Raw genomic sequence first — 16,581 nt, 5'->3', positions numbered from 1 at the left:
TGCGGTGCAACATCAAATCATGTCAAAGCCTTGCCCTTCAATTGCTAGGAATTCTCGGGTTAGAGAGGCGATTGGGTGGTAAAGATGCATCTCAGGAATGCCTTCTATTGCATCGCAAAGTTCGTCGTACCAGGGTCGAATATGTTGGTTAAAAAAAACCCTTTGATTTGTAAGGTTTGATATTTCGACATCATCGCCCGCTATCAGATATCGCATCACTTCAGAAAGAGCGGATATGTGATCCTCGGTTTCTGTAATTTCTTGAGCAGCCTCAAGCCCAAATTTAGCCAAATCATTCCGAATGTTGACTAAAGGCCTCTCGTTTAGATGACCAGCCATGTAAAAAGAGCCATTCAGAACAACATTGGGCTTGCCAACGCTAATGAAATTCAAATCAAACTCATCATGCCAAGCCTTGGCGGGATTATTTTTAGCAACCTCGACCACGTCCATCCAAACTTTAGCCAACGGCGCCTCATCGGCAGCATCATATTGATCTGCTGTTGCTGCAATTTGGTCTAAGAGCTCTTGATCGGGTGGCATCTGAAAAAAGCGAGCAATCAAGCCGTACAAATCTGCCCGCGCCAGGTCCTCTGGCAAACCAATATCTCCTACTTCTGCGGCTAACTGTTCTTTTTCTATTTCGCTCATGTTTCTTTTTTCACCATGTCTACAACCCGACAATCACTACACATCTTCAATCGATCCATTGCAGCACCAGCAAAGGCGCCATGCGCACCTAGCTTAGTAAGCATGAGATCAACCATCTTGAGTGTTCCAAATGGCTTGCCACAGCTAATGCAATGGAAAGCCTGTGTTTCATTTAGGGTGGTCCGTTGCTTGCGCTGCTCCACCGTTTGTAAACGAGGAGCAAGTGTTAAAGCCTTCTCAGGACAAGTTTGCACGCAGATACCGCATTGAACGCACTGCTTTTCAATGAACGAAAGTATGGGCTCATCAGGGTTGTCTAAAAGCGCGCCCTCAGGGCAACCGCTGACACAAGACATACACAAGGTACAAGCATCTTTATTAATTGTCAGACCACCCAATAAGGAAGACTTTGGAAGTACGGACCCAGCTTCAGGCAACGGGGTCTTAGCCTGTTTTTGCAAATGCTCTAGAGCTGCTTCTAGCGTTTCGCGTTTTTGATTCGATAAACCAATACTTGCAGGTGTGCATATAGGAGCAAGCGAACCACGCTGACGCAGTGCGCCCATTGCTTTTGATACTGTCGACAGATCTTCAACAGAATTCGCCAAGATCAAGTGAACACGCTCATCAAAGCCGTATGCCTTAAGAATGCTATTTGCTAAATCTAATTGTTCTTCAAGTACAGCACGATATGCAGGATCTTCATCACCGCTTAATAGCAAGGTCACTTCAGCAAAACCATATGTCAGAGCGCCAAGCCATAAGTCCAAGCCTGTTGAAGCGATGTGCTCAATGCCATAAGGTATAACAAACGAAGGTAGACCTTCAAAACGCTTTGGCATGATGTGCGAAGACCTGCCAAGGCCATCAATCATTTGCGTGCCAGCTTTGAGGGTATGTAAAAGCAAGCTTGGGGCCATTGCTTGATTCATCTTTTTAGCTTCGGCGGTAAAGACACTCGCAACTGTTTTCAGCTCTTTGCCCTGATGAGCAACACTTGGGTAGTTGTAGCGCATTGCACCGGATGGGCAAGTAGTAGCACAGGCCCCACAACCCATACAAAGATTTGGATTGACCTCTACAGTGCCCTGACCATTTTTAAAGATTGAACCAATGGCGCCGGTTGAGCAAACGTCAATACAAGCATTACAGCCTACTTTGCCATTGCGCCCATGAGCGCAAATTTTTTCGTTATATACAAAATATTTAGGCTTCTCAAACTCCCCCACCATCTCTGACAATTGATTTACCGCTAGCGCTTGCTCCAGGGGATCTGTACCGGGAGCAAAATAGCCTTTCGGTGTTTGGCTCATCCGCATTTTGGGATCTAGTCTTAAATCTAAGATGAGATCAAATTCTGAATTACGCTCACGCTCTTTTCGATCAAAAGAAATCGCGCCTATACCAGCACAAGCAGTTACGCAATCACGATGAGATTTACATTTACTTAAATCAATCTGAAAGGAAAGATCAATAGCACCTTCAGGACAGACTTCAACGCAAGCACCGCAGCGAGTGCACATCTCTGGGTCAATCGGATTTTGCAGATCCCAGTTAACCGAAAAATTTCCTAAATAACCATCCAACTTAGTCACAACACCAGTAAAGATTGGATAGCTGCGAGTAAGCGGCAAGTCGCCTGGCTCAGTACATAAAACAGAAACATCTAAAGATGGGCTCAGTTTTTCAGCCCAAGGAATGGCTTGGGGGCCAGCTCCAACGATCAATAGTCTGCCTTGGCTTTCATAATTAACCGCCGGAACAGGCTCAGCCTCAGGCATATCCGCCAAAGCCAGCAATGCTGCAATTTTCGGACCAGATGTTTTAGCTTCTTGCGTCCAGCCGGCAACCTCTCGAATGTTCACGAAACGCAGTGGTGCAACCAAAGGCTTTCCAGCTTGATCAGCCAACTCACTAAAAAGCGCGCCCTCTTGAGTACATGCTATTACCAATGAATCAGAACCGTCTAGTGCTTTTAAAAAAGATCCGACTTCTTGCCTGCATAAGGATTGATGAATCGGCACACCCATTTCTTTTGCATCTAGGGGCATGGTGCCATTGCAGTTACAGACTAATTTTTGACTCATGCGCTATCTTCTTAGGTTTTTTTCTGTTTAGGCAGAATTGATGACTCATTGAGCGCATCATTCGGCACTTCTTCCAATGGGGCGGGTATTGGTTGTGTGGATGTTAAATCACTTTGCTGTTGCGCTGCCAATGCGTCGCCTTGTATCTTTGGGTTTGGCATCTCACTCACACTTAGCTGGGAATCCTGAGCAATCTCTTCGCTCGACTTGCTAAACAGATTGAGCATATCGCTCTGAACCATTCTCTCGAGCATGCCAGGCGGCAGTGGATCAGGCTTGCTGTAGTCATCAATATAGATATCCAATCCATCCATGATGTTGAAGTGAGGATCAGTAAACATTTTCTTGAGGGCGGCTTGTTGAACTGCTGGGTCTACGTCCGGTTTCATAAAAGCAGAAAAATCCGGATCCAAACGATCGATCTTGGCCACATCGTCCAAGTTCGCAGGTGGCGCAACTTGCTCTGGAACTATCTCAACAGATGATGATTGCGTGGATTGCTTAGGGATCTCTAGCTTTTTTTCTGGCAGCTCAACTTCGCCGACTTCTTTCCCCGCCTTGCGCTTAGACCAACGACCCAGAAATCCATCAGCCATTATTCCTCCCTAGGGCGCTCGGCACCCTTAAATGAAGCAGGCTTATGACGTTTTTTAGGTTCTGGCCGGTAATTGTCATTGACGTACTCTTGCAACCAAGCGGCATGCTCGTCAATCATGGGAACGGTATCAACCGACTCACCGCCATCAAGCAACCGTGCAGCTTCGTTATAGCTTACGCAAATACGATGTGGCACGGCAAAAGTGGTTTCGGCTTTGGCCAAGGAAATAGATTGTTCATCGATATAACGCTCAACGCCTTCTTCTAGACGCCACATCACAAACCAACTTGGAGATTTAGCAGAAACATTGAGATAGTAGCCCTCAGCCTCATCCGGAAAAAGGTCAAGCTCATAACCTGTGAATAACCAGGATTCGCCATCATCATCTCGCCCAAGGAACTGACCCCAGATGGAATTGCTTTGGTTACTATTAAATTGCCCAAAATCGGGCAAGACCTCCTGAGGAACCCAGCGGTATGAGACCCATGGGTTATCCAAGTTTTGTTTACGCATTAAAACTGCAAAGCGCATAAATATTCGAGGCCTTAAGTGTTCTGAACCACAATGCTCGGGAACTTACTGCTCATGTCTTTTGATAGAGTAGCAACACGAATAGCAACCTGTCTAGCAATGCCTTTATAGACCGCACTAATTGCGCCATCTGGATCAGCCACTACCGTTGGACGCCCCGCATCAGCTTGCTCACGAATCGAAAGGTTCAACGGCAAAGAGCCCAAGAAATCTACTGCATACTCTTTACACATTTTTTCACCGCCGCCAGTGCCAAATACGTGCTCTTCATGTCCACACTTAGTGCACACATAAGTACTCATATTTTCAATAATGCCAATGATAGGTACTCCCACCTTCTCAAACATCTTCAGGCCCTTACGCGCATCCAACAAAGCAATATCCTGAGGCGTTGTCACGATGACGGATCCAGTAACGGGAACCTTTTGCGCTAAAGTCAGTTGGATATCACCTGTACCAGGCGGCATATCCACAATGAGGTAATCCAAATCACGCCAACGGGTTTGACGAAGCAACTGCTCTAGCGCAGAGGTCACCATTGGACCACGCCATACCATTGGCGCATCATCGTCAATTAAAAAACCAATCGAACTTGCCTGTAAACCATAAGCTTCCATTGGTTCAATCGTATTTTCTTCAATTGAGTCTGGTCTACCAGTAATACCCAACATCATTGGCTGGCTGGGTCCATAGATATCCGCATCTAAAATGCCGACCTGCGCACCTTCAGCAGCAAGTGCTAAAGCCAGGTTCACAGCTGTTGTGGACTTCCCTACCCCACCCTTACCGCTGGCTACCGCAATAATATTTTTAACACCAGGCAATAACTTGACGCCACGCTGCACTGCATGCGCAACAATTTGACTGGAGATATTAGCGCTAACATTCTTTACGTCTGGTAGCTCACGCAATGCATTGATCACTGATTTACGAATTGCATCAAACTGACTCTTAGCGGGATAGCCCAGCACGATATCCAAAGAAACATTGCCATCCTCTACGCGAAGATTTTTAATATTCTTTGCAGTAACAAAATCAACCTTGGTGTTGGGATCGACTAAGTTTTTGAGTGCGCCTTGCACAGCCTCTACAGTAACTGACACTACCTTCTCCTATGATGTGCAAATCTGAGGCTATGACCTCAGAATGATGAATTACTTAATTGTGAATAACGGGTAGATTAACCGCGCCAGCAAAAAATTGCTTATCGGCGCCAATATCAATGCGCTCTAGGCTACATTTGTTACAGGAAATCCAGCGTCTGTTACCAACTGACTTGCCTGAGCAGGAGTTAAGGTCGTTTCGAGCGTGATAGTCTGACTCGCCAAATCCCCCTGCACTTTTGCTTGCGGGTCCTCAGCCTGAATTGCCCGAGTTACAGCATTAATGCAGCCTCCACAGGTCATACCAGATACTTTCAAACTCAACATATAGGCCTTTTAGATGTGAATACGGCTTGCATGGAGTAGATTATCTTCTATATGAACCCCCAAAAAGACACTAATCCAGAGCTTTTTACTCTCGATATCGGCGGCATGACCTGCGCCTCATGTGTTGGCAGGGTTGAGAAGGCTTTAGACAAGATTCCGGGGGTTGAGGCCGCTACCGTGAATTTAGCCACCGAGCAGGCCAAAATTCGCCTAAAAGCCGATTCTGGGGTCACACCCGATGAAATCATCGCTTTGATAGAAAAAACAGGCTATTCAGCCAAAATCAGCAACCCCCATGTCATTCCAGAAATAGCCCCCTCTAAATTGTTTTGGGGGGCTGATGGCTTGGGCCGGGTCATTCTGGGCTTTGCTCTCTCCGCCCCACTCTTTTTGCCCATGTTCCTGATGCCTTTAGGCATTCATTGGTTACTGTCACCAAAATGGCAACTCCTGCTTGCGACCCCAGTGCAATTCTTCTTGGGTTGGCGCTTTTATAAAGCGGGCTTCAAATCTCTGATGTCGGGTGTTGGCAATATGGATTTATTGGTAGCGCTTGGTACGAGCGCAGCATACGGATTAAGTGTGTATCAAATGATTGCATCACCCCATGCAAGCCACGAACTGTATTTTGAAGGATCAGCAGTCATCATCTGTATGGTCATGCTTGGCAAATGGTTGGAAGCTAGAGCAAAGCAACAAACTAGTGAAGCAATTCGCGCACTGCAAAAACTTTGGCCCGAGCACGCCAAGGTTATTAATCGAAATGTCAGCATTACCGATGAATCGCCACTAGACCAATTTCGCGACCTTCCTCTGGATCAAGTATTTCCAAGAGATCGCATATTGGTATTACCTGGTGAGCGTATCCCCGTGGATGGAATCATCTTGCGTGGCAGCAGTCATGTTGATGAATCCCTCCTCACCGGTGAAAGTAATCCCGTCAAAAAACATGTTGGCGAAAAGGTCATTGGCGGCGCCCTCAATGGCGAAGGGCTACTGGTCATAGAGGCCCAAGCAGTAGGGGTAGAGAGTGTGCTCTCCAAAATTATCTCCATGGTAGAAGATGCGCAGACTCAAAAGGCTCCTATACAAAAATTGGTTGATCAAGTCAGCGCTATTTTTGTACCGAGCGTTATTGTGATTGCACTCATCACTGGATTAGCAAATTGGTTTTATTTAGACTCAGCATCGATTGCCATTTTGAGAGCAGTCTCTGTTCTTGTAATTGCCTGTCCATGTGCTTTAGGTCTTGCAACACCAGCAGCCATCATGGCTGGTACTGGAGTGGCAGCACGCTTTGGCATTCTTATAAAAGATCCTCAGGTTCTAGAGTTAGCGCATCGCTTAAACGTAGTTGCCTTTGATAAAACGGGCACACTCACGATTGGCAAACCTCGATTACTAGAGATCATTCTTCTTTCGAGCGAGGTTACCAAGGATGACATCTTGGCAACTGCTGCAGGCCTGCAACTCGGAAGTGAACATCCTCTTGCAAAAGCACTGTTGGATGCCGCCAAACAAAAAGGTTTGAGTCCGATCACCCCAGCCGATAGCAAAGCGTTGCCTGGTATTGGTATTAGCGGTAAACCAAGCTCGGGTATTTTTGCAGATCAAAGTCTTAGCCTACAAAGCATTGCATCCTTGGGGGGCAGCAGTCATCACCCTGAAATACTAGAAAAAGCGCAAGCATGTTTTGATGCTGGGCAAACCGTTAGCGTATTCATGAATAACGCATTACCCTCAGCACCCTCATCCCCCATTGCCATCATTGCATTTGGGGATGAGCTTAAGGACAATTCCAAAGAAGCAATAGGCTCTTTACATCAACTACATATTCGTGCAGTGATGCTCTCTGGTGACAATACTGCAGCCGCCAATCGTGTTGCAAAAACGATTGGCATTGAAGAGGTATTTGCACAAGTGATGCCGGGCGATAAGGCTGACATTATTCGCAAACTTCAATCCAAAAATGGTGAACGCCAATTTGTGGCAATGGTGGGTGATGGCGTTAACGATGCGCCTGCTCTGGCTACTGCAGATGTTGGTATGGCGATGTCGACTGGCACTGATGTAGCTATGCAAGCTGCCGGCATCACTTTAATGAGAGGTGATCCCAATTTAGTCGCAAATGCGATTGATATTTCTAGGCGGACCTGGAAAAAGATTCAGCAAAATTTATTCTGGGCATTTATCTTTAATGCCACTGGTATCCCACTGGCTGCATTGGGCTATCTTTCGCCTATGCTGGCTGGAAGCGCCATGGCGCTATCAAGCTTTTGCGTTCTAAGCAATGCACTACTGCTGAAACGTTGGCGCCCTATCCATCGATAGGTAAGGATTATTTTTGATTCTTGCGAATCAATTCAATATCGCCGTAAAAGGCACGCGTTTCTGACTTGGTATTGTCCGTATCCGTAAGCAAGGCAATACCAATAATCTCCCCCGGAGCTTCGCCATAAGCGCGCTTATAGTCAGCAGCTAAATCGCGTTGATGCTTGTGCCACTCACCTAAATTATCCCAACCAGAATCCACCACAATCATTTTGATTCGAGCAGTATGGGCATTGGTAATGATGGAATCGATAGGAGATTTTCCTGACCAGATATACATCAAAGTGGCATAAGGCATTTCTTGTCCACTAATGAGATTGGCCATCTCAAAAGTCATTTTTTCCTTTAAGGGCAGCTTGGATTTATTGCCATCAAACGCAACCAAGATGCGAAGTGGTGCATCGTCTGTATAACCATCTGCGTTATCAGCATTAACAATTGGGCTTAGCGCCTTCCACTCCCATTGCAGAAATACATTTTCAGCCTGGCGCGGGCGTAACTTGACAGCTAACCCAGAAGCAGATGTTTTGGAGTTCGCGCTAAGCACTGTTTTGCCTTGATAGTTTTCGAGGCGATAGACCGTATTCTTTTTAAATGGGGCGATGCGATAGAAATTCCAGCCGTTGGGCATACCATCACGCGGGGTCTCGGCCGAGAATTTAGGCAGCTCATCTTGGGCTGGCAATTGATCTGCATTAAATGGCTGGCCAGCTTCGTTTTGTACAGATTCACTGCTCAAGCCAGCACATCCACCCAAAAATAGGGTCGTGCCAACAACGAAAAGCAGAGAGCGCAGCTTCAACATCAGTCAATTGTCCCAAAGAATGCTCTGCGTGAGTCTAAAATCACCTGATGCGCCAACAATCACCTTCTAGCTGGGCTGCGATCTGCGTCTTTATTGCCGCATTAGTGCATTTGGTTTTGGGGTTTTCAATAGAGTTTTCGGTTGATGAGGCTCACTACGCTCTGTATGCCCAACATTTAGCCTGGAGCTATTTTGATCATCCACCTTTGGTCGGCTGGATTCAGTGGCCCCTGGTAGCCCTCAGCTCGTCAGAAGGCGTTATTCGTTTTATTCCAGAGTTACTGTGGGTACTGTCTTGTTATTTGGTTTATGAGGTGACAGTTCAAATACATCACTTTATTCGTGGACGAAACGCAGGCTATCTAACGAGCGCACTCCCCTCCGCCAATTTATGTGGTCTATTAGCAGTCTTGGTTGTGGTTGCCGCACCCATGTTGCATATTTTGGCAATTGGTTTACTGCCAGATACTCTATTAGCACCTTTGAGTTTAGGTTTGATGTTGATGGCTTTACGCTGGTTAAGTAAAGATCAATTTAGCCTGAGCGACTGGATTATTACCGGCATCCTATTAGGATTAGCAGGCCTCAGCAAATACACTGCGTTTTTTACTGCGCTTGCATTGTTATTTGTTTTCCTGAGCGCACCCAGAAAATCATGGGTAACTAAAGTTGGTTTTTGGTTGGCCGTAATGATTGCCCTAGTGTTAATCACCCCGGTCTTGTATTGGAATTGGGCAAATGACTGGATCTCCTTTAAGTACCAACTGGCCCACGGTGGTGGTGGCCAATGGCTCTGGCGCAGACTCGGTGCCTATATTGGGATTCAAATACTAGTCTTTGGGCCTCTCTTTATCTTGGGGTCTTTTATATTCCTAAAAAACTGCATGCACGCAACAAAAATATCAATGCTTGCACTCTTCGGATTCTTTGTGATTCCATTCGCAATCTTTGTCAGCTTATCCGGCGGCGGAGGACTTCCTCACTGGACTTCACCTGCCTGGTTTTGCCTTGCGCCATTTGCCGGAATTGGTTTAGCAAAAGTCTGGGCAACTCAACATCGTCGTTGGATTCGTATTTTATTTTTTATCCAAATTGCTCTGTGTTGCATCGGCTTTGGCTATGTATTGTCTGGCGGCATTAGTTCAGCCTCAATGAAAGCAAATCCTATAGCGGATTTGTATGGCTGGAAAGTAGCAGGTCAAAAAGCTGCGACACTCAGTAAGGCCACCAAAGCTGATGGTATTGCTGTTCAAAACTGGACACTAGGTAGTCGTGCTGCTTGGTATGCATCCCCCACCCCGGTATTTGTTTTAGATCAACGGAAAGATCAGTTCGATCTTTGGTTTGGAGATCTACCAAAAGGCGCAAATGTACTGCTCATTAACTGGTCGGGCATGCCTCACCCTATGCCGGTAGGTAATCAATCGGCTTTTGCGGCTTGCGAGCCCTTAGATACCCTAGAGATTGAGCGTTTTGGCCGAGTTTTATCAAAATTTGACTTTAGCCTATGTAGTAACTGGCAAGGCTCCAGCGGAACGGAGTAATTCCCCCAAATTCAAGACCTTAGGCGCCCAAGGCATTATCCTTACGCTTATGAGTTCACAAGTCCAACCCACCCCCAAAACCCAATCGGGGTGGAAATCCATTCTCAAAAGAGCTTGGCCCACAATTCGTGTTCTGCTATCCATCGCTCTACTTTGGAAAGCTACGAGTGGAATTGATTGGCACTCGTTATTTGATAGCCATATTCAGATGCAGCCCCTTTGGTTCTTGGCGGCTTTGGCAAGCATGATGTGTGCATTTATTTGCGGTGGCTATCGCTGGGGATTATTTATGCAAGCGGTAGGATTTCCACGCCGCATACGCTCCTACATTGGTCTTTATTTTGCTGGTGGCCTAATCAATCAAGGTTTGCCAAGTACTTTAGGTGGAGATAGTTATCGCGCTATCACTGCCACGCATTTAACCAGCACGGGTAATTTGTCAGAAACAAAAGAGTTAGATGATGAACTGCATCACTCAGTAAATCTTGAGCAAACTACCCCTAAATTACGTTTAAGTTTTTCGATGGTACTTGTCGATCGCCTTCTCGGTTTGGCAGGCAATAACTTACTTGGCGGAATTGGCTTGATATTAGGCGGCGCGACATTAGCCACTTGGGGCCAAGACCTTGGCTATGCGGTCATGGCAATAATGTTGTTAGCAGGCGTAGCAATTGCTCTCATCTTAGCCTGGGAGCCTAGTAAGCAACTTCTGCAAAAATTCTTAGATCGTTTCAATATGCATAGCGCAATGCCAGGCATCACCCTTGCATTTGCGTGGCCAAACAATATTGCCCAAGCATGCTTAGCGATTGGCATTCACTTTCTTACTATTCTGACCCTGCTGTTTTGCCTGAAAGCTTATGGGGTAGACGCACCGATTGAAGGTTTAATGATTGGCCTACCTGCACTCAGCTTACTGCTGATGCTTCCCATTAGTATTTCAGGATGGGGATTGCGCGAAGCCACTCTATCTTCAGTCTTGGCCCTATGGGGTGTCAACCCATCATTAACAGTGCTAGCTTCTATTAGCTATGGAGCAATTACTGTTCTATCAGTGCTGCCTGGTGCCTATTTTTTATTAAAACGAAAATAATTCTGTAGAGTAAAACTATGACTATTAGCGTCAACACTATGCGCGCCATCGACCACTGGGTTGGTGTGCCTCTTTGTGCCATCGTCAGCCCGTTTATTGCCCTCATTGATGGCGTAAAAAATATCTTTGGTCGTGGTCCAGAGACTCCAAAGAAATTACTCTTTATTGAACTTTCCGAAATGGGAAGTGCCATTTTGGTTGACCCAGCAATGCGAAATGCAAAAGCACGCGGAGCAGAATTATTTTTCCTAATATTCAAAAGTAATCGCGCCAGCCTGACGTTGCTCAATACCGTCAAGCCAGAAAATATTTTCACCATTGATTCATCAAGCTTGGGTGGTTTAATTAAGGATACGCTGCGCTTTTTGATTATTGCTCGCAAGCACCGTATTGATACCGTTATTGACTTAGAGCTATTCTCTCGCTTTACCGCCTTACTGACCGGGATGTGCGGTGCACGTCGTCGCGTGGGATATCACATCTATCACGGCGAAGGACTATGGCGTGGCTTCATGCTGACCCGTAAGGTGCATTACAATCCACACATTCACATTACTAAGAATTTCCTGTCTTTAATTCATGCAGCCTTTGCCCAAAAGATTGAAGTGCCTTTTAGCAAGATTGAGATTAAGGATTCAGAGGTACGTTTAGAGCAGGCCATCATTAATCCAAAGGCCCTACAAAAGGTTCGTGAGCGTATTGAGAAGATGGCCCAGGAAGCTCGTATCGATTACACCCCCGGTAAAGATCGTTTGATTCTAATTAACCCGAATGCAAGCGATTTACTTCCTCAGCGCCGTTGGGCACAACAACGTTTTTCTGAGTTGATCCAAGCAATTCACCAGCAATATCCAAGCGATCTCATCTTAATCACTGGCTCACCCGCTGAATTTGTGTATGTAGAAAAAGTTCGCGCTGTGGCTAATATTAAAAATGCATTGAACTTTGCTGGTCAGGTCAGCTTTAGCGAATTGCCACCGCTCTACACCCTTTCAGATGTGATGGTGACAAATGATTCCGGTCCTGGCCACTTCTCTGCAGTTACACCTTTGAGAACTGTTGTGCTGTTTGGGCCTGAGACTCCAGCCCTTTATGGGTCAGTTGGCAACTCCATCGCTATTACGGCAAACCTTGCCTGCTCACCCTGCGTGAGCGCTGCCAATCATCGCAAAACACCTTGTCATGACAATGTGTGTATGCAAGCTATTACTGTCACACAAGTGTTGGATAAAGTAATTCAGCAATTAGAAGGTGCTGATAAAGAGAAGGCTCGCTAAGCTGGATGAATAACAAAGCAATTCCTGCATTTGCTTGGTTCATTCCACTAGCCCCTCTTGCGCTCGCTGCTCTAATCTACTTTGGCGAATTTCAAAGTAGTAGTTTTTTATTTATTAATAGCTTTACACAACTACTCCCTGACACTGTTTGGGCTTGGCTAACTTTTTTTGGTATTGGCTGGGGCTTATTTGCTCTCTCTTTCCCGCTATTACTCATTGCTCCACGCCTACTTTCAGCAGGTATTTTTGCTGGGGCTATAGCGGCGCTGACAAGCACCCTCTTAAAGAAGATTTTTGATCTACCTAGGCCTGCTGGTGTTTTAACCGATGGAAGTTTTTATCGTATTGGCGAAGCACTTCTCTATAAAGCCTTTCCCTCAGGTCATACGCTGACTGCATTTGCAATTGCTAGTGCCTTTTATTTTTCTACTGAAAAGAACAAACGTATAGCTCTGTTACCGCTATTCTTACTTGCGCTATTAGTAGGCCTATCACGTAGCGCTGTAGGGGCCCACTGGCTAACAGATGTTGTAGGAGGTGCAGGCTTTGGCATCTGGTGCGGAATGCTTGGAGCTTTAATAGCAAACCAATTGCCAGAGACCCAGCTAGACCCAAAAAAGATTTGGGCACACCTCATTGCGCTTGGTGGTGTTGTGGCTATGTATGCCCACCTTACTCAAGTTATGGACTTAGAGCTCAATCTTCCTTTGCAATATTTATCTATTGCCATTGTGGCTACTACCCTCGTCTTTTATATTAAGGCGCAATTTACCCAGATACCCAGCAAGGCAAAATAATAAAAGATGTTTAGCTATCGACACGCTTTTCATGCTGGAAGTCACGCAGACATCCTTAAGCATCTCACCTTAATTCATTTGGTGAACTATCTACAAGAGAAGCCTGGTGCACTCACGATGGTGGATACCCACGCCGGTGCTGGTATCTACAATCTACAAGATGGATTCTCCACAGTAAGTAAAGAGGCTGACGGCGGTATTTTTCGCTTGATGCAATATATTGATACCTGCAAGCGCACTAACACGCCAATTCCAGAGAGCATTCAAGAGTATGTAGGCTGTATTGAAGCTGAGAATATTGAGGGACAACTCTCTACTTATCCAGGCTCTCCGTTTATTCTGGCTCGCTTATTACGTCCGCAAGACCGCCTCAAACTATTTGAGCTACACCCTAAAGAGATTGATATTTTGCGCCACAAAATTGGCGAACTGAAACAGTCTAAACGGATCGATATTTATGCTGAAGATAGTTTTGCCCGGCTAAAGGGTTTAGTCCCACCCCCTAGTAGACGTGGCTTGGTGCTGATTGATCCCTCTTACGAAGATAAGCAAGACTATCGTTTCCTTGAAGTTGCCATGGAACAAGCCCTACAACGCTTTGCCACTGGCTGTTATGCCGTTTGGTACCCCGTACTCTCGAGAAGAGAATCAGCAGCACTACCTGATCGCCTCAAAAAGATTGCAGCGGCTCATAAGCGTTCTTGGCTACATACCGAATTGCGTGTTGAAAATGCACCAGGTGAGCGTCGTTTGCAGGCAAGCGGTATGTTCATCATTAATCCGCCATGGACTCTAGAGAAACACCTCGCGCAGGCTTTGCCGATTCTGACTAAGGCCCTAGGCATAAATGGTGGCGGCCAATTTGTTTTAAAAAGCTTTGAAGCGAAAAACTAGTCACGCAGGTTAATCATGACCTCATTACGCCGCATGAAGGGCAAAGTCCAAGGCGGGTTGTAACGTGAAAAATTCGGGGCTCCTGCACCCAGAAGATTGCGGGCCTTCATCCACTGTTCAAGCTCTAACGTTTTCTCAGCAACTTTCTGCTGATTATAAAAACCCGAGAAGCTGACTACCGCCTTTTTTACTCCAGGAATTTGACGTAATTGCACCTGTGGATTGATTGGCTTAGGAATTGTTTCCATGGTGTACTCCGCAGGCATTACGAATGACACAGTCCATTTGCCGGCGTTAGATTCAATCCCAACAGGGGCAGTCATGGCGATCTTGGCACTCTTTTGTTTTTGATCTTCCACCATCACAGGGGCCGTCATGGCAATTTTTTCGCTCACTTGATTCTGACCAAAAATATACGCTGCAATCAAGCGAAATCCCTGACTAGAGGCCTCGTCTAAATCGCCATCGACTTGTACCTCGGCCACAATCATGGGAGCATAAGCGCGGACTTCAAAAGGAGACTCTTTTTCGAGTACAGAATACTTTGGTTCTTCAGTTGCCATGGATGCTCCTGCAGATATGAGCGCAATAAATATGAAAGCGCCCTTCAAGAAAGAATGACTTAAACGATGGTCGCTAAACATTACCACTGCGCTTTAATTTGAAATCCACTTGAATTGAAATTTAAGTCGGCTTGAGCGCCAACAGGTAAGGTTAATTTATTTGCCTGATGACCAAAGGGTAAGCCAGTTAAGATCGGAATTTCTTGCGGTAGACGTTTGCGGATAGCCTCAATAGCCCGTTCGAGTGAATAGCCTTTATCGTTGTCGTAAAGACGATAAGCAGAAAACCCGCCCAGCAATATTGCACCCTGATTGGAGAGAATGCCTGCATCCAACAGTTGCATCAACATTCTTTCAATTCGATATGGGTGCTCATTCACATCTTCCAGAAATAAGAGTCCGCCCTGCGTTTGCTTAGCAGAAGGAAGATATGGCGTACCAACTAAACCAGCCAATATCGTTAAATTGCCGCCCCACAACAGACCCGTCAAAGAATGTGAGCTTTCTTTACCTAAAAAAGATTGTGGAGCCGTTACTTGACAATCAAGTTTTCGGTCTTGTGCAGCAGCCTGAAAATGTTTCCACATGAATTCATCAGGAACTACCGCTGCCCCATCATCACCCAGTCGCCCAAAGTCATAGTTGAGCATCGGACCGGCCAATGTAATAGCACCTGTTTTTGCTAATAGCCCCAATTGAAAGACCGTAAAGTCGCTATGGCCACATACTTGCAAGCCCTTCTGAATAGCATTTGCAATGGCATCCCACTCAATACCAGGAAGTAGGCGATGAAGACCATAACCACCTCGCATAGCCATCGCCAAGGACTGAGGCTCTAATTTAGAAAGATGGTTTAGCTCAGCAAGACGCTCTTCGTCACCACCCGCAAATCGTTCATACACTCGCTGAACGCAATCCTGATTCTGGACGGCTATAGATTGCCCCTCCAGCCAGTTGATACCGGCTAAAGGACTTTTATTATCCAAGCTTGCCCCTGATGGAGCTATGAGGTGAATGGATTTCAACGTCGCCCCTTAAAAAAATCACGTAGCAATTGACCGCACTCTTCACTCATGATGCCACCTTCGACACTCGTCTGGTGATTAATTTGCTTAGAAGAAAATAGGTCTAATACGCTGCCAGCAGCCCCTGTTTTAGGGTCTGAGGCGCCATATACGACTCGATCAATCCTGGCATGAAGCATTGCACCCGAGCACATTGCACAAGGCTCAAGGGTGACGTATAGAGTACTTCCAGGGATGCGGTAATTTTCTTCAACTAGAGAAGCCTCACGGATAGCCAACATCTCAGCATGAGCACTAGGATCATGATTAGCAATCGGCTTATTAAATGCCTTGGAAATAACTCGGCCATCCCGCACTAACACCGCACCCACAGGAACCTCGCCTGATTGCGCCGCTAACTGAGCCTGCTCAATTGCCATGCGCATAAATTGCTGGTCAAGCTCTACTTGGGTCATTTAAGCAGAATGAACATCTGCCCAGCAATTGGGCGTCTCATAAAGACGAATGGAAGAGAGTTCCAAGCGACCGTTAAATGCCTTACTAAAGACTGGTTGCAAAATAGTAAAGGCAGCATTTGCCAAATTTTCTACAGTAGGCACATGCTCCATGATGACTGTCTTATGGTTCGGTAAAGTCCCTAAGAAAGCTACTAAACCTTCATCTTCTTTAGCCACCAAAAATGCGTGGTCCCAAAGATCCACAATATATTGATTAGTTAATCGTTTGATATCGCCAAAGTCAAGCACCATACCGTCGTCCGCTTTACCAGGATGATCCGCCACTTCTCCAGTAAGCGTAACTTCAATTGCATAACGATGTCCGTGCAGATGACGACATTGACCATCATGATTGGGAATGCGATGTCCCGAGTCAAACTCAAGACGTCGAGTAATGGAGATGGCTGGTTGTTTATTTGTCATGAGGTGCTTATTTAATCAATTTGCGCTTAGCTAAG

General features: G+C 46.0%; 17 protein-coding genes. 6 read left to right on the top strand and 11 right to left on the bottom strand.

Annotation, left to right across the window (positions count from 1 at the left end):
• Positions 1 to 12: 12 nt before the first annotated feature.
• The 6 genes from ICN48_RS01105 to ICN48_RS01080 all read right to left on the bottom strand — a co-directional run bounded on the left by ICN48_RS01105 (position 13) and on the right by ICN48_RS01080 (position 5,297).
• Positions 13 to 651 (bottom strand): molecular chaperone, encoded by a 639-nt coding sequence (locus ICN48_RS01105; RefSeq protein WP_216151911.1) that lies wholly within the window; start codon positions 649 to 651, stop codon positions 13 to 15.
• The gene (locus ICN48_RS01100; RefSeq protein ID WP_216151910.1) at positions 648 to 2,738 is read right to left on the bottom strand and encodes a 4Fe-4S dicluster domain-containing protein; all 2,091 of its coding nucleotides are present in this window, start codon (positions 2,736 to 2,738) and stop codon (positions 648 to 650) included. Before ICN48_RS01100 ends, ICN48_RS01105 begins: the two co-directional genes overlap by 4 nt.
• An 11-nt stretch (positions 2,739 to 2,749) precedes the next feature.
• The gene (locus ICN48_RS01095) at positions 2,750 to 3,334 is read right to left on the bottom strand and encodes a DUF3306 domain-containing protein (protein ID WP_216151909.1); all 585 of its coding nucleotides are present in this window, start codon (positions 3,332 to 3,334) and stop codon (positions 2,750 to 2,752) included.
• The gene (locus ICN48_RS01090; protein ID WP_370624116.1) at positions 3,334 to 3,849 is read right to left on the bottom strand and encodes a DUF3305 domain-containing protein; all 516 of its coding nucleotides are present in this window, start codon (positions 3,847 to 3,849) and stop codon (positions 3,334 to 3,336) included. Before ICN48_RS01090 ends, ICN48_RS01095 begins: the two co-directional genes overlap by 1 nt.
• Positions 3,850 to 3,881: 32 nt before the next feature.
• Positions 3,882 to 4,970 carry an iron-sulfur cluster carrier protein ApbC gene (apbC, locus tag ICN48_RS01085; RefSeq protein ID WP_216151907.1) on the bottom strand — a complete coding sequence of 363 codons (1,089 nt, stop codon included), beginning with the start codon at positions 4,968 to 4,970 and terminating at the stop codon, positions 3,882 to 3,884.
• 126 nt (positions 4,971 to 5,096) lie between these two features.
• Entirely contained in the window at positions 5,097 to 5,297 is a 201-nt protein-coding gene (locus ICN48_RS01080) for a heavy-metal-associated domain-containing protein (RefSeq protein WP_255539400.1), read from the bottom strand.
• A 51-nt stretch (positions 5,298 to 5,348) separates the two neighbouring features.
• On the opposite strand from ICN48_RS01080, the gene ICN48_RS01075 reads away from it, so the two are divergent.
• A complete protein-coding gene (locus ICN48_RS01075; protein ID WP_216151906.1) occupies positions 5,349 to 7,628 on the top strand; it encodes a cation-translocating P-type ATPase in 2,280 nt (759 codons plus the stop codon).
• 7 nt (positions 7,629 to 7,635) lie between these two features.
• On the opposite strand, the gene ICN48_RS01070 is transcribed toward ICN48_RS01075, so the two are convergent.
• Positions 7,636 to 8,433: a DUF3047 domain-containing protein gene (locus ICN48_RS01070; protein ID WP_216151905.1), complete on the bottom strand. Its 798-nt coding sequence runs from the start codon at positions 8,431 to 8,433 to the stop codon at positions 7,636 to 7,638.
• A 47-nt stretch (positions 8,434 to 8,480) separates the two neighbouring features.
• Here ICN48_RS01070 and ICN48_RS01065 point away from each other — a divergent pair, with 47 nt between their 5' ends.
• Genes ICN48_RS01065 through ICN48_RS01045 form a run of 5 tightly spaced genes read left to right on the top strand, consistent with a single transcriptional unit; the run spans position 8,481 to position 14,038 of the window.
• The gene (locus tag ICN48_RS01065; RefSeq protein ID WP_216151904.1) at positions 8,481 to 9,977 is read left to right on the top strand and encodes a glycosyltransferase family 39 protein; all 1,497 of its coding nucleotides are present in this window, start codon (positions 8,481 to 8,483) and stop codon (positions 9,975 to 9,977) included.
• A 49-nt stretch (positions 9,978 to 10,026) separates the two neighbouring features.
• Positions 10,027 to 11,070, top strand: a complete 1,044-nt coding sequence (locus ICN48_RS01060) for a lysylphosphatidylglycerol synthase transmembrane domain-containing protein (RefSeq protein ID WP_216151903.1) — start codon at positions 10,027 to 10,029, stop codon at positions 11,068 to 11,070.
• Positions 11,071 to 11,087: 17 nt separating this feature from the next.
• On the top strand, positions 11,088 to 12,347 hold the full coding sequence (locus ICN48_RS01055) for a glycosyltransferase family 9 protein (protein WP_216151902.1): 1,260 nt from the start codon (positions 11,088 to 11,090) through the stop codon (positions 12,345 to 12,347).
• Positions 12,348 to 12,352: 5 nt separating this feature from the next.
• Complete coding sequence (locus ICN48_RS01050; RefSeq protein ID WP_216151901.1) at positions 12,353 to 13,144, top strand: phosphatase PAP2 family protein; 792 nt, start codon at positions 12,353 to 12,355, stop codon at positions 13,142 to 13,144.
• Between the two features lie 6 nt (positions 13,145 to 13,150).
• Positions 13,151 to 14,038, top strand: coding sequence for a 23S rRNA (adenine(2030)-N(6))-methyltransferase RlmJ (locus ICN48_RS01045; RefSeq protein WP_216151900.1), 888 nt, complete (start codon positions 13,151 to 13,153; stop codon positions 14,036 to 14,038).
• Here ICN48_RS01045 and ICN48_RS01040 read toward each other — a convergent pair.
• From ICN48_RS01040 to queD, 4 genes are all read right to left on the bottom strand, one after another.
• On the bottom strand, positions 14,035 to 14,601 hold the full coding sequence (locus ICN48_RS01040) for a heme-binding protein (protein ID WP_216151899.1): 567 nt from the start codon (positions 14,599 to 14,601) through the stop codon (positions 14,035 to 14,037). The genes ICN48_RS01045 and ICN48_RS01040 overlap by 4 nt on opposite strands.
• Positions 14,602 to 14,681: 80 nt before the next feature.
• Positions 14,682 to 15,626, bottom strand: a complete 945-nt coding sequence (locus ICN48_RS01035; RefSeq protein WP_216151898.1) for an LD-carboxypeptidase — start codon at positions 15,624 to 15,626, stop codon at positions 14,682 to 14,684.
• Positions 15,623 to 16,081, bottom strand: a complete 459-nt coding sequence (gene tadA / locus ICN48_RS01030) for a tRNA adenosine(34) deaminase TadA (RefSeq protein WP_216151897.1) — start codon at positions 16,079 to 16,081, stop codon at positions 15,623 to 15,625. The genes ICN48_RS01035 and tadA overlap by 4 nt, the downstream gene beginning before the upstream one ends.
• Positions 16,082 to 16,546: a 6-carboxytetrahydropterin synthase QueD gene (queD, locus tag ICN48_RS01025; protein WP_216151896.1), complete on the bottom strand. Its 465-nt coding sequence runs from the start codon at positions 16,544 to 16,546 to the stop codon at positions 16,082 to 16,084.
• Positions 16,547 to 16,581: the final 35 nt, after the last annotated feature.

Origin of the sequence: Polynucleobacter sp. JS-Safj-400b-B2, assembly GCF_018881975.1 — a bacterium.
Classification (GTDB): Bacteria; Pseudomonadota; Gammaproteobacteria; order Burkholderiales; family Burkholderiaceae; genus Polynucleobacter.
The sequence above is the reverse complement of the archived record's forward strand: the minus strand, read 5'-3'. Positions and strand labels throughout refer to the sequence as shown.

Coding starts and splice junctions, on each gene's coding strand:
- ICN48_RS01045 (WP_216151900.1), top strand. CDS start 13,151: ATGTTTAGCTATCGACACGCTTTTCATGCTGGAAGTCACGCAGACATC.
- ICN48_RS01105 (WP_216151911.1), bottom strand. CDS start 651: ATGAGCGAAATAGAAAAAGAACAGTTAGCCGCAGAAGTAGGAGATATT.
- ICN48_RS01095 (WP_216151909.1), bottom strand. CDS start 3,334: ATGGCTGATGGATTTCTGGGTCGTTGGTCTAAGCGCAAGGCGGGGAAA.
- ICN48_RS01050 (WP_216151901.1), top strand. CDS start 12,353: ATGAATAACAAAGCAATTCCTGCATTTGCTTGGTTCATTCCACTAGCC.
- ICN48_RS01075 (WP_216151906.1), top strand. CDS start 5,349: ATGAACCCCCAAAAAGACACTAATCCAGAGCTTTTTACTCTCGATATC.
- ICN48_RS01070 (WP_216151905.1), bottom strand. CDS start 8,433: ATGTTGAAGCTGCGCTCTCTGCTTTTCGTTGTTGGCACGACCCTATTT.
- ICN48_RS01065 (WP_216151904.1), top strand. CDS start 8,481: ATGCGCCAACAATCACCTTCTAGCTGGGCTGCGATCTGCGTCTTTATT.
- ICN48_RS01100 (WP_216151910.1), bottom strand. CDS start 2,738: ATGAGTCAAAAATTAGTCTGTAACTGCAATGGCACCATGCCCCTAGAT.
- ICN48_RS01040 (WP_216151899.1), bottom strand. CDS start 14,601: ATGGCAACTGAAGAACCAAAGTATTCTGTACTCGAAAAAGAGTCTCCT.
- ICN48_RS01055 (WP_216151902.1), top strand. CDS start 11,088: ATGACTATTAGCGTCAACACTATGCGCGCCATCGACCACTGGGTTGGT.
- ICN48_RS01060 (WP_216151903.1), top strand. CDS start 10,027: ATGAGTTCACAAGTCCAACCCACCCCCAAAACCCAATCGGGGTGGAAA.
- ICN48_RS01090 (WP_370624116.1), bottom strand. CDS start 3,849: ATGCGTAAACAAAACTTGGATAACCCATGGGTCTCATACCGCTGGGTT.
- tadA (WP_216151897.1), bottom strand. CDS start 16,081: ATGACCCAAGTAGAGCTTGACCAGCAATTTATGCGCATGGCAATTGAG.
- ICN48_RS01080 (WP_255539400.1), bottom strand. CDS start 5,297: ATGTTGAGTTTGAAAGTATCTGGTATGACCTGTGGAGGCTGCATTAAT.
- queD (WP_216151896.1), bottom strand. CDS start 16,546: ATGACAAATAAACAACCAGCCATCTCCATTACTCGACGTCTTGAGTTT.